The 12,606-nt window shown below is 46.9% G+C and carries 8 protein-coding genes; 5 read left to right on the forward strand and 3 right to left on the reverse strand.

Annotated elements, in window-relative coordinates; all coding sequences use genetic code 11:
- Window positions 1–97: 97 nt before the first annotated feature.
- Window positions 98–1,531 carry a 15-cis-phytoene desaturase gene (gene pds / locus NC997_RS00455; protein WP_190524315.1) on the reverse strand — a complete coding sequence of 478 codons (1,434 nt, stop codon included), beginning with the start codon at window positions 1,529–1,531 and terminating at the stop codon, window positions 98–100.
- Between the two features lie 198 nt (window positions 1,532–1,729).
- Here pds and NC997_RS00460 point away from each other — a divergent pair, with 198 nt between their 5' ends.
- On the forward strand, window positions 1,730–2,131 hold the full coding sequence (locus tag NC997_RS00460) for a hypothetical protein (RefSeq protein ID WP_206753608.1): 402 nt from the start codon (window positions 1,730–1,732) through the stop codon (window positions 2,129–2,131).
- A gap of 136 nt (window positions 2,132–2,267) precedes the next feature.
- On the opposite strand, the gene NC997_RS00465 is transcribed toward NC997_RS00460, so the two are convergent.
- Entirely contained in the window at window positions 2,268–3,692 is a 1,425-nt protein-coding gene (locus NC997_RS00465) for a hypothetical protein (RefSeq protein WP_190524322.1), read from the reverse strand.
- Between the two features lie 105 nt (window positions 3,693–3,797).
- Between NC997_RS00465 and dnaK the strand changes: the two genes are divergently transcribed.
- Window positions 3,798–5,945 (forward strand): molecular chaperone DnaK, encoded by a 2,148-nt coding sequence (gene dnaK / locus NC997_RS00470; protein ID WP_190524324.1) that lies wholly within the window; start codon window positions 3,798–3,800, stop codon window positions 5,943–5,945.
- A gap of 149 nt (window positions 5,946–6,094) precedes the next feature.
- On the forward strand, window positions 6,095–7,093 hold the full coding sequence (locus tag NC997_RS00475; protein ID WP_190524327.1) for a J domain-containing protein: 999 nt from the start codon (window positions 6,095–6,097) through the stop codon (window positions 7,091–7,093).
- Window positions 7,094–7,184: 91 nt separating this feature from the next.
- Here NC997_RS00475 and NC997_RS00480 read toward each other — a convergent pair whose 3' ends face one another.
- Window positions 7,185–7,685: a hypothetical protein gene (locus tag NC997_RS00480; protein ID WP_190415077.1), complete on the reverse strand. Its 501-nt coding sequence runs from the start codon at window positions 7,683–7,685 to the stop codon at window positions 7,185–7,187.
- Between the two features lie 687 nt (window positions 7,686–8,372).
- Here NC997_RS00480 and NC997_RS00485 point away from each other — a divergent pair.
- Both NC997_RS00485 and NC997_RS00490 read left to right on the forward strand, forming a co-directional pair.
- Window positions 8,373–11,186 carry a PAS domain S-box protein gene (locus tag NC997_RS00485; RefSeq protein WP_190524330.1) on the forward strand — a complete coding sequence of 938 codons (2,814 nt, stop codon included), beginning with the start codon at window positions 8,373–8,375 and terminating at the stop codon, window positions 11,184–11,186.
- A gap of 451 nt (window positions 11,187–11,637) precedes the next feature.
- The gene (locus NC997_RS00490; protein WP_190524333.1) at window positions 11,638–12,603 is read left to right on the forward strand and encodes a phosphate/phosphite/phosphonate ABC transporter substrate-binding protein; all 966 of its coding nucleotides are present in this window, start codon (window positions 11,638–11,640) and stop codon (window positions 12,601–12,603) included.
- Window positions 12,604–12,606: the final 3 nt, after the last annotated feature.

A 12,606-nucleotide genomic window follows, 5' to 3' on the forward strand; every position in this document is an offset into this window, starting at 1 on the left:
TTCCGTTGTCAATTGTCAATTGTCCTGAGTCTGTTGTTCTTTGGTAGCAGGTAATAGATAGTCAGATATTCGGGAGTAGACTCTTTCCCCCTAACCATTACCCACTAACGACTAACGCCTGATCGGTGACCGTTGACGATTGATCGGTGACTACTGACGACTGACTGCTCACAATTGCCTGCGCTGTCAGCTTACCAGAAAGTACGGCACCTTCCATACTCGCTAGGTAACGCTGCATGGTGTAATCACCCGTCAAATAGAAATTCGCAATCGGTGTTTCTTGGGAAGGACGATATTGCTGACGCCCTGGAGTTGCCTTGTAGACTGAACGAGGGGTTTTGACAACGTGATATTTCAGTAACTTGGCTGGGTTCTCACCCCCAAAATGATCGGGAAAAAGTTTTTCCAATTCTGCGACGGTGGCGTCTACAATTTCCCCATCCGATTTGCTAATCCAATCTTTTGCTGGTGCCAGCACCAATTCCAACATTGAGCGGTCGGGGTTCGCATATTCGCGACAGGTGTTGCTCATGTCCGCGTAGACACTAAGCAAGGGCGATCGCGAAAACAGCAGATGGTCAATTTGAGTTAATTTTCGGTCAAACCACAGATGCACGTTGATGACCGGGACACCCTCTAAGCCGTCTAGCTTTTGGAAATACTCCATCTGACGCCAAGATTGGGGCAACATCACCTTCAGGGGATCAACCGGCATCGCAGATACATAAGCATCCGCCGTAATAATTTCATCCGCAGCACCATTTAACCCACGAATCAAGAATCCCCGCACCGTGCCATCGGCATTGAGCAAAAATTCCTTGATCGGCATATTCAACCGCACTTCCCCACCGCGCTCGGTGATGTAATCTACCATTGGCTGACACAACCGCTCGGTCGGGGAACCATCCAAAAATGCCATTTTTGAGCCATTTTTTTCCTGAAGGAAGCGATTGAGAGCGGTCAGCAATATCGTGGCAGAAATTTCATCTGGGTTAATGAAGTTCAGTGCTTTGGACATGGCAATGAAAACTTCTTTTTCTACCCGTGGGGGGATGTTTTGCTTTTTCATCCATTCCGACCACGAGTATTTATCCATCTCCTCAACGTATTTTTGCCCCTGAACCATCGCCGGAATTAAACCAATCCCGAAGCGAATTTTTTCAGGCCAAGTCAACATATCGTTGTTGCTTAGAATCGCTGTGACGCCATTAAATGGTGCCGGAATGTCCGGAAAGTCAAAGCGTGAATAAGTACCGGGGGCATCAGGTTGGTTGAAGATCATTGTGTGTTCTTTCCACTGCAATCGATCTTCAATACCGAGTTCCTTAAATAGCTGCAACATATTGGGATAAGCCCCAAAAAAGATGTGCAGTCCGGTTTCGTACCAGTCGCCGTCTTCGTCTTTCCATGCTGCCACCTTACCGCCTAGAACGTCCTGACGTTCTAGAACGATGGGAGTGTGACCGGCATCTGTCAAATATTTGGCGCAGGAAAGCCCTGCTAAACCCGCCCCAGCGATCGCAACTCGCATCTGATGGTCTACCCTTATAGCTGCTTGCGTGTTTGGTCGCTCTCATTATACGTTGCATTTCGTTACAGAAGATAGCGCTACCCCACTGCAAATCTCTGTAAAGTTGTCACCCTCTCCCGATCGATGAATACTAGCTGCGATCGCATCGGGGCAATAATGAGAAATTATCGTCCAGAGCTGAACCCGCAGGAAAGACCGATGAGTCACGACAATCCCGATGCACCTCAACCACTCAGCGAACGAGATAGGGCACTGGCAAAGGAGCTTGCAGCAGTACGCGCTCAAAGACAACGCCTGTATGAAAAGCTAAATGGTTCCCTAAAAGCGTTGTTTAGCCATTGTGAGTGGAGAATCACTCATCACGACACTGGAATGACAGAATTAGTTGTCATCTGCCCTAGCTTGGTCATTTATCAACGGCTATTAAAAAAAGTAATTTCCATTCAAACTCGGCTCGAAGATACTGTCGAAATTAAACAGACCAGATTTATTCTCTCTTATCCTCCAAATCCTCAAGCTTTTTATGAGCATGAAGTGACGATACAGCAGGGGTTGAATCCTAATACTTATTTAGACGGGGATGAGAACGAGGAGTTTTAGCGGATTAGAGAGAACAAATTCAATCGCAAGGGCATAATCTCAGCAACTACAACAAAAACAAAAGAAATAGTAATCGCCCGTAAAGCAGGCTTTGTTTGTTTAGCTCTAGCATTGGATAGTGCCGACCATATTTTGTCTAGCGAGGCCAGGGAATTCTAGTATCGGCAGCAATTTGGCGACCGATGACAGCCGCACCATAGCGATTTAGATGGCTGGGGTCGGCAAAATAGCCATTTTGGTTTGTCCACTGTCTGGATAAGTCGAGAAAGATGAATCCTTTAGCACTAGATTGGCGAACCATATAAGGTCTAAATTGTTGCTCAGCTCTAAGACGAGTTCGGTCTAAATAATCTCTACTTAAAGGCAGGTTGATGAAGAATACTGGAATCCGACGCTGCTTGGCAAATACCATTAAATTATTCAACGCCACCTCCTGCTTACCTCCGAGTTGGAAGGCACTGTAATCACTGTCATAAGCGCCTGCAACTCGCGGCTTTTGTCGATAGTAAATAGCAGGATTAAATCGGATATTTACGGGAAGGAATCCATTGGCGTCGATTGCCTCTGCCGAGTAGTCGGGAGTCAATCCTCCTAGAGTATTTTGAGCCAGTATTGTCTCGCTGGACGGCTGAGAATTCAAAAGGGTGATATTAAACTGGCTTTCATTCTGGGGAATTTCGTCTAGGTTGGTATCAGCAACTGAGTTGAGGTTTGGAGGTGGGGTCGCCGTTAAGAGTGTATCCGGGCGGTTAGAGGGTGTAATACCACTTAAGGGGCGATTGCCCGTTAATAAGCGCTTGTAGCCTGGAGAAGCCAAAATCAAGTTATAAGTCCGATCTACACGCCCACTGTTAAAGGCTCTCACTCCATCCGCCCACACAATGAGTTTCGGCAACTGCTCTTCGGTTAAAATTTTCCGCAACAACAAATCAATCACTTGGACAGTCGCACCATTCACCCCGAAGTTAAAGATTTTCAATCCCCCAAAACCTTTACCCGCTAAAGCTTGCTGCATCTGTTTGGGATCGACTCCCTGCAAAGAGCGGGAACTGCCTACAATTAAAATATCGGGTGGGCCAAGGGCAGCGATGTAGGACAGATAAAGAACTAGCTGATTATCAAGCAATTGGTTGTTAAAGGTGGGGTATTTAAACTGAAAGCTGGTTGCAGCGGCTCTTTGTTGGGCTACCTGCAAAAAAGCCATATACTCGATAATTTTCTTCTGGGCATAGACTCGTTGGGGACTGTCGGGTGGTATGGCTTGCAGGGATGCGATCGCGCTTAGCCATGTTTGGGCAACTTCATCCCAGTCCGCCGCCGATCTAGCCGTTTGAGCCAGGGTAGCAGCCCTGTTAGCGTAGTTAATTGCCTCCGACAAGGAATCGCTCTTAGTCGCTGCTGTTGTGGCAGCTAAGGGCTGAACCAGCAGGTTCCTATGGGTAATTTGGGGTACTAGCGTTGTCGAACAGCCAATCGCCAGCAAACATCCTGCCACGACGGCAGTAAAGCGGGACAAGAAGCGATGATTCGCAGCAAAAATAATAAAGAGTCGATATATCATTGAGTTTCTCTCTTGCCTGATACTGCTCATTCCTGACAGCAAGATAGAATAAATCCAGCAAATTGTTCTCAGTATATTAAGTTAGGTAAGGAGAACACGAATCGCATGGGCAAGGTAGTCGGCATTGACCTCGGAACAACCAACTCAGTCGTAGCTGTCATGGAAGGCGGCAAGCCCGTTGTCATTGCCAATGCGGAAGGCATGAGGACTACTCCCTCCGTGGTAGGCTTCAGCAAAGACGGGGAACGCCTAGTTGGACAAATGGCACGGCGGCAAGCCGTTCTAAACCCGCAGAATACGTTTTATGCGGTAAAACGGTACATCGGACGCAAGTATGCGGAACTCAGCCCCACCTCGAAGCAAGTTCCCTACACGATTCGGCGGGATGACGAGGGCAATATTAAAGTCAAATGCCCCAGACTGAAGCGGGAATTTGCTCCAGAAGAAATCTCGGCAATGGTGCTGCAAAAGTTGGCAGATGAGGCGAGTCGTTATCTGGGACAGCCGGTGACGGGCGCGGTGATTACAGTTCCGGCTTATTTCAATGATTCCCAACGGCAAGCGACGCGAGATGCTGGGCGAATCGCCGGGTTGGATGTATTGCGGATTCTTAACGAGCCAACGGCTGCATCTTTGGCTTATGGTTTGGATCGCAAGGATACTCAGACGATTCTGGTGTTTGACTTGGGCGGCGGTACATTTGACGTTTCCATCCTGGAAGTGGGGGATGGAGTGTTTGAGGTAAAAGCCACCAGTGGCGACACCCAATTGGGCGGGAACGATTTTGACCGAAAAATTGTGGATTGGCTGGCAGAGCAATTTCTGGAAAAAGAAGGGGTAGATCTCAGACGCGATCGCCAAGCCTTACAACGCCTCACGGAAGCCGCCGAAAAAGCCAAAATTGAGCTGTCTGGCGTCACGGTCACAGATATTAACTTACCTTTTCTCACTGCCACGGAAGAAGGTCCCGTACACTTAGAAACCAGGTTGACGAGGGCGCAATTTGAAGGATTGTGTGGGGATTTGGTGAGCCGATTGAAGGCACCCGTCAAACGCGCTTTAGTGGATTCTGGTCTGAACCCCTCCAAGATTGATGAAGTGGTGTTAGTGGGCGGTTCTACTCGCATTCCCTTGGTGAAACAGCTGGTTCGTAGCTTAATTGACAAGGAACCAAACGAGAACGTTAACCCAGATGAAGTCGTGGCAGTGGGTGCCGCAATTCAAGCAGGAATCCTCGCCGGTGAAGTCAAAGACGTGCTACTACTGGATGTCACGCCTTTGTCCCTAGGATTGGAAACGATAGGCGGCGTGATGAAGAAACTCATCCCCCGAAACACGACGATACCCGTGCGGCGTTCGGATATCTTCTCGACCGCTGAAAATAACCAAACCTTGGTGGAAGTTCACGTCCTGCAAGGGGAACGGGAAATGGCGGCTGATAACAAGTCGCTAGGGCGGTTTAAGCTCACTGGCATTCCCCCAGCACCGCGAGGAGTGCCCCAAGTTCAGGTATCTTTTGATATTGATGCCAACGGGATTTTGCAGGTGACGGCGTTAGACCGGACGACAGGGCGAGAGCAGAGCATCACCGTTCAAGGGGCTTCCACTTTAAGCGAATCGGAAGTTAACCGGATGATTCAGGAAGCCGAGCAATATGCCTCAACAGATCGGGAACGGCGCGAACGGGTGGAGAAGCGCAACCGCGCCGAAGCACTGGCTTTCAGTGCGGAACGGCAACTGAAAGAAGTGGCGCTGACCTATGGAATGCAGTTTGCTGCCGGTCAGCGCCGTCGCATTGAGAACATGGTGCAGGAACTGCGCCAGAGCATTGCCCGCGATGACGATCGGTCTGTGGATCGGGCACAAAGCGATCTCCAGGATGCACTCTACGAGCTGAACCGAGAGGTGCGGATGGAATCAATGGAGGACGAGGACGACTTTTTCGGATCGATCCGTCGCACGTTTTCCGGCGAAGGCGATTCCTTGTTTGGCAACTCGACACAAGACCGCTATGAGAGTAGCCGCTATCAAGATCGTTATGAAAGTAACCGCTATCAAGATCGCTCGGAGGGTAGCCGCTATCAAGATCGCTCGGAGGGTAGCCGTTCGCGCGATCGCTATGACGATGACCGTCGCAATAGCGGCTCTACAGGCGGTCAGCGGTATAGTCGGGATAGTGACGCGGCTCCCCGCCGGACTTCGAGAATTGTTCAACCTGAGGATGATTGGGATGATGATGATGATTGGCTGTAAATTAGCTATAGCTGTTAGCGATTAGCTGTTAGCTATTGAAGCGGTCTGGCACAAATAGTAGAGGATTAGTCTGCTAAAACTGTGAATATCCAACGCTCAATCAGCTAATCGGTAACAGCTAATCGGTAACAGCTAATCGTTAATTAACTATGCAAAATTTTCGGGACTACTACCAGATGCTGGGCGTTGCTCGTGATGCCTCCGGCGACGAAATTAAGAAAGTTTATCGGCGGCTAGCTCGGCAGTATCACCCCGATCTAAATCCTGGCGACAAAACAGCAGAAGAAAAGTTCAAGGATATCGGCGAGGCTTACGAAGTTCTTTCCGATCCGGGTAAGCGATCGCAATACGATCAGTTCAGCCGTTTCTGGAACCGGAGCGGTTTCAAGGGCGCTAAAGGGACGAAGGGGACTAAAGCCTGGGGGACGCGCTCCAACGGTCGCAACGGCACACAAGAATTAAAATATGACGATTACCCGGACTTCAACAGCTTTGTCGATACTCTGCTAGGACGTCGGGAAACCCGTGTAGCTACTCAGGCACCCAGTTCCAACAACCGAGTTGCCTCAGCCGATACCTTCCGTCCTGGTAACACAAAAACATCCTACACCGTGAGTTCGCGCCCTAGTCGGCGCGATGTTGAAGCTAGACTGACGATGCCCCTCGAAAAAGCTTATCAGGGAGGACGAGAGCGGATTCGGCTGGAAGATGGGCGATCGCTGGAAGTGGATATGCCACCCGGAATGGTCAACGAGCAACGCATCCGGCTGAAGGGTCAGGGCATTGAAGGTGGCGATTTGTACCTCAAAATTACCGTATCGCCCCACGCCTTCTTTCAAGTAGAAGGCTCGGATATTTTCTGCCAATTGCCAGTCACTCCCAGCGAGGCAGTCTTGGGGGGAGCCGTGGAAGTTCCTACCTTGGATGGTTTGGTGAAAATGACGCTTCCTAGCGGTGTCGGGCACGGGAAGCGCCTGCGCCTTGCCGGAAAAGGCTACCCGACAGGTAGAGGCGATCGCGGCGATCAGTTAGTTGAAATTCAGGTTGTGGTTCCCAAAACGGTCACTTCCCAAGAACGGGAACTCTACGAAAAGCTGCGGCAAATCGAAACCTTTAAACCCCGTCTCGATTTGCCAGTTCAACGCTAAAAAATTAGCCCGCGCAGGCAGGGCTAATTTTTTGTCTAGCCGCAGACTTCAGTCTGACGGATGAGATGGGCTTTAATTGAAATACTGGCGTTTAAGCGCGATCGCGATAGCACAAACCTAACAGCGTACCGCTAGCAATCAACTTCAACGCTTCTAATGTCCAGTAGCCCCCGTGCATTTGATTCATCCCGGCAGGAATCTCAGCAACGGGTTCAAAAAGATTGAGCTGTAGCCCCAGCGCGCTCATTTGTGGGGTTAAAAAATATGTATCAATAATGGCAATTGTCAGCAAGAACAGGGATAAGAAAATTACTTTGCGCCCTCCCAGCTTAGAAGCAGCCTGAGTGCGGTGAAGAACCAACAGCCCCGTTAACACTAAGGCTGCACATAATAATTCAATCCGATTAAAAATCCAGAAAATTGAATAACCTGCTGTTGCAAATCCAGGTTGAGTCATCATCCCGGTTGCAAACAAACTGGGCATAATTACCCAGTCCAAAAGCAAGCTTCCGCTAAGCCAGAAAGCCAACGTAAAGGTGACGGTTGTTTGCCATGCTGGTTGCTTTAATCCAGCGCTAGAAAAAGCGGTCATATAATTTCCTCAACTTTCTGTCTTCTTTCAGCTTATCGAATTGTTTTTAGAAACGATATGAAGTATCTTTTCGATTTTTGGCAGTTTTGCTGTTAGGAATTTACATTTAGTTAAATTCTCCAAATCATTAAGAATTTTAGTAAATTCCTAAGCTAGTTAATTGAGTCAGGAGGGCACCATCGGCTTGGTAAAGTGCGATCGCTTGCAAAGAAAACAGGTGCGAGTCGCTGCATCGCCGCCTACCAAGAAGGCGATCGCGCTCTAGACCCGTTTAAGATGTGTAAAACCCTGAAACGGAGATTTCCATCTAGACGTTTTTTGAGTCGAAATTAGGTCGCAGCCGAGTTTGATGACGCGGCTCTAAAAGTTTTTTGGACTCTATCTCGCAAAAAGGCTTAACATTTGCCTCATTCTGCCGATATTGTTCAACTTGTGTTTACGAATAAAATCAACAGAAAACATCTGTCTAAAGAATGAACTTTATTAGGCAAATATACCTTTAAGACAAGGATGGAATCAGATTTACAAAATCTTTTCTCGATGCCCTTGCCCAAGTAAAATCCTCATCAAGAGAACACTATAGGCTTTTCATCGCTATCCGAAAAATGCAATCAAGCTTCGCTTTCTAAGTCTGGAAGCTGCTACTGGTTATCGTTCACCCTCAACCTTAGTTCACCGAAACACGCCATGATGAAAGCGATTCTGCCTAAAAATGAAGCTGATCTAGTGTATGTACCCACTGAGGGCAGCTCAACGAAGCACTTGCATCGGAAATTCTTCTACAAGGTTGCGGGAGGTCTGGGAGTGGCAACTGTCCTACTGGTTAGCATTGGTGGGATTTCGTACCGGAGTATCACGCAACTTGTGCAAGCGAATAACTCAGTAGACGATACCTTTACCTTCATTAATCAGCTTGATGATGTATTTTCCGGAATCAAGGACGCAGAAACTGGGCAGCGTGGCTACATAATCACTGGAGACGAGGCTTATTTACAACCCTACTACACAGCAACAGCTAAGGTTAATCAACAGGTTGAGTTTCTCAAGGGATTAGCGGGAAATAACCTCAATCAACAGCAGAAGCTCGGCACTCTGGAATCTCTGAGTGCAAGTAAATTTTCTGAATTGAAACGGTCAATCGAATTACGAAAAAACAAGGGATTTGAAGCCGCGCAGCAATTAGTTAAGACGAATGAAGGCAAGGTAGTGATGGATAACATCCGCCTGCTTGTCAATGATTTGGAAAATGACCAAAAGCATTTGTTGAAGGAGCGGTACCAACAAGCGAAAGACCAGGCTCGTGACTCTCTAATTACATTTTTAAGCGGTGTCTTTCTAAATTTTATTATTGCTTTATGGGTTTACAGGCTTATTTATGGGGAAATGAGCGATCGCTATCGGACAGAAAATGAACTTCAGAAAGAACGCGACTATACATCATTTATTGTTCAGACTACACCAGCACTGGTCGTTGGGCTAAAGCTTGATGGGGTGATTACATTTGTCAATCCTGCTGTTGAGCAGGTGACAGGCTACTGCGCAGAAGAATTAATTGGACGCAACTGGTGGGAAATCTTTTATGCTGACGATGAATACAGAGGTATCGAGCAGTTATTATCCACCCTGAAGCACGGAGGCGTCCGCGACTATGAAACAGTTTTGACCATCCAGAATCGAGAAAAACGGATTATCAATTGGAATGTTCTGAAGCGGTTTGACGAGCGAGGCAAATTGGTTGATGTGATTCAATTTGGCAATGATATCACCGATCGCAAAGCAGCTGAGGACATTCGCAAAGGCGCAGAACTGCTGCAACTGATTTTGGATAATATTCCCCAATATATCTTCTGGAAGGATAGAAACTCTGTCTATTTAGGCTGTAATAAGGTTTCATGTCAAATCACTGGGATTAGCAATCCAGAAAACATTATTGGCAAGACGGATTATGACTTGTGGTCGCAAGAAATAGCAGAAAAATACCGCAAAGACGACCGTCGCGTGATGGCAACGGATACCCCGGAACTGCATATTATCGAACGCTTGATTCAGCCAAACAATGAAGAACTCTGGGTAGACATCAACAAAGTTCCCATTCACGATGCGATGGGCAAAGTAATCGGTATCCTCAGCACCATAGAAGACGTTACCGAACGCAAGCAGGCGGAGAAAGCCTTGCGGCAGAATATGGAGATGCTTGACTTAGCCACGGACGCAATTATCATTCGGGATTTGAATGACAAGATTAGCTATTGGAATCAGGGCGCTGAACGACTATATGGTTGGACAAAAGCAGAAACACTCGGTCAGTACATCCACACCTTCTTGGAAACTGTCTTTCCCCAACCAAAAGAGGAAGTTCTAGAGATATGCCTGCGTGAAGGGAATTGGGAAGGCGAATTGATTCACACCAAGCGTGATGGCACTCAAATCACGGTAGCCAGCCGATGGACGCTGCAATTAGATGAATTTGGTCAGGTGTCCGCCAGACTAGAAATTAACAATGATATTAGCGATCGCAAGCAAGCTCTTGATGCCTTGCGCCAGTCGGAAGCGAAGGAACGAGAAAAAGCCCAGCAGTTGCAACAAACTTTGCACGAACTCAAAAAGACCCAATCTCAACTGATTCAGACTGAAAAAATGTCCAGTTTGGGTCAACTGGTTGCTGGAGTGGCGCATGAAATTAATAATCCCGTTAACTTTATCTACGGCAATCTCATCCACACCGAGCAATATACACAAGACTTGCTCAATCTAATGAAAGTATACCAACGGTACTATCCCAATCCCGCGCCAGAGATTCAAGAAGAAGTTGAGGCTTTAGACATTGAGTTTGTTCTTGAAGACCTACCCAAAATGGTCGCTTCAATGAAGTTAGGCGCTGACCGCATCCGCCAGATTGTCCTCTCTTTGCGAACCTTCTCCCGCCTGGATGAAGCAGAAATGAAGCCGGTTGATATTCACGAGGGTATTGATAGCACCCTCTTAATCTTGCAGAATCGGCTGAAAGCTAAACCAGATTCTCCAGGAATTATAGTTATTAAGAAATATGGCACGCTGCCAGAAGTAGAGTGTTATGCAGGACAACTGAATCAAGTATTTATGAATATCTTGAGCAATGCCATAGATGCTTTAGAAGGGTTGCCCTCTAATCGTCAAAAGCTCATGGATTCTGGAGAAACAAGTTCTAATAGCGAGTTCCCCATTCCTAATTCTCAATTACCGACCATCCAGATTTGCACTGAAGTTTTGAACGCGAACAAAATTGTTGTGCGAATTGCAGATAACGGCCCCGGCATCCGTGAGAATGTCAAGGCGCGACTTTTTGACCCATTTTTCACGACCAAGCCAATCGGTCAGGGCACCGGGCTAGGATTAGCAATCAGCTATCAGATTGTTACAGAAAAACATGGAGGGTCGATCAGTTGTGTATCAGCAGTGGGAGAGGGAACCGAGTTCGTTGTAGAGATTCCAGTCACACAAAGTCCAAGGCAAGGGAATTGACACATTTTCCGCGATTTCAAACGACAGAAGGGATTTCAAAGGCAATCCTTTTTGGTTAATGCTGTAATCCTGGGAGAACCTCTCAATCCCTTGGATCGCCAGACTTCCGAGTAATTTTCCCTGATACTAAGTTAATCCTCCCCTTGAGGAGCATCTATGGGTGGATAGATGAGCGGCTTAAAACTAGATTTCTGGGTTTGAGAAAGAAAATCTTAAAAACCCGTAAAAACACAGTGTTTATTTTCTCCAATCCTCCTGAGAATGAGGATTGAGTGAAAACATGAATCTAAATTAGCAGACTCAAAATTTAAGTAGTAATCTCTCATATTACCACTTAACTTAAGATGTGAAAAAATAACATTTTTTGAAGTGTTACTTTCATAATTTTGGAAAGCGGTATTATTCTCCAGACACGGTAAAAAGTTAAAAGGTAAACATAGCCTTAAACAGAATGCAAAAACATCTATCTTGGATACGGAATCGCTCTTACAAACGAGCAGTGACTTGCTTCATCCTAGCCTTGTCCGTTACGTACAGTTGTGTAGCCTGTACTCAGCCAAGTGAAAATACCACAACGCCAATAAGCCCCAGCTCTCAGCCACTGAGCGATAGTTATAGGAATACAGGAGACGAACTAAAAACCATAAATATGGCGGTGATTCCGTGGCAGGTTTCAGCAGAACAGGAAAAGCAACTTCAGCCACTAGCGGACTATCTAAGCAAGACATTAGGAAAACCTGTTAAATTTCAGATTACAAAAGACTACGACACATCGATAGATTTACTGGTGAAAGGAAAAGTAGAAATGGCTTTTCTAGGTCCCCTGTCGTATATAAAGGCACATCTTCGAGATCCCCAACTTAAGCCAATTGTTGCGCCAATTGAAAGAACAACCGGACGACCTTGGTATACAAGCACCATCGTTGTTAATAATGCCAGCGGTATCAAAACTATTAAAGATTTAAAAGGTAAGAGATTTGCCTTCGTCAGTAAATCCTCAGCTTCGGGTTACTTAGTGCCTTTAGCTCACTTTCAAGACATTGGTATTAACCCCGAACGCGACTTTGCTACAGTCAAGTATGCGGGTAGTCACGACAAGGTGAAAGCGGATTTACTAGCAGGAAAGGTGGATGCGATCGCGGATGATAAACGCTCGTATCTTCAGCAACAGAAAGAGGGAAATATTGACCCTTTAAAATACAAAATTATTTGGGAATCTGACCCAATTCCTCTTTCGCCCATTGTCGTCTCTAGTAAGCTTCCATCCCAACTGGTAATCGACCTCAAGAAAGCATTTGTCAACTCTCCAGAGGGACTGCTAGATCCCAGTGGTTCTGAGTCGGCTGGATATACTCTGGTAGAAGATCGAGACTATACACCGATTAGAAAACTCCAAGAGCGCCTTAAGTTGAAATAAAGC

Source organism: Trichocoleus sp. DQ-A2, from assembly GCF_039961915.1.
GTDB lineage: Bacteria > Cyanobacteriota > Cyanobacteriia > Cyanobacteriales > FACHB-T130 > FACHB-T130.

Bases quoted from the DNA above. Each gene is read 5' to 3' on its own strand.
- pds (WP_190524315.1), bottom strand. From the start codon at position 1,531: ATGCGAGTTGCGATCGCTGGGGCGGGTTTAGCAGGGCTTTCCTGCGCC.
- NC997_RS00460 (WP_206753608.1), top strand. From the start codon at position 1,730: ATGAGTCACGACAATCCCGATGCACCTCAACCACTCAGCGAACGAGAT.
- NC997_RS00465 (WP_190524322.1), bottom strand. From the start codon at position 3,692: ATGATATATCGACTCTTTATTATTTTTGCTGCGAATCATCGCTTCTTG.
- dnaK (WP_190524324.1), top strand. From the start codon at position 3,798: ATGGGCAAGGTAGTCGGCATTGACCTCGGAACAACCAACTCAGTCGTA.
- NC997_RS00475 (WP_190524327.1), top strand. From the start codon at position 6,095: ATGCAAAATTTTCGGGACTACTACCAGATGCTGGGCGTTGCTCGTGAT.
- NC997_RS00480 (WP_190415077.1), bottom strand. From the start codon at position 7,685: ATGACCGCTTTTTCTAGCGCTGGATTAAAGCAACCAGCATGGCAAACA.
- NC997_RS00485 (WP_190524330.1), top strand. From the start codon at position 8,373: ATGATGAAAGCGATTCTGCCTAAAAATGAAGCTGATCTAGTGTATGTA.
- NC997_RS00490 (WP_190524333.1), top strand. From the start codon at position 11,638: ATGCAAAAACATCTATCTTGGATACGGAATCGCTCTTACAAACGAGCA.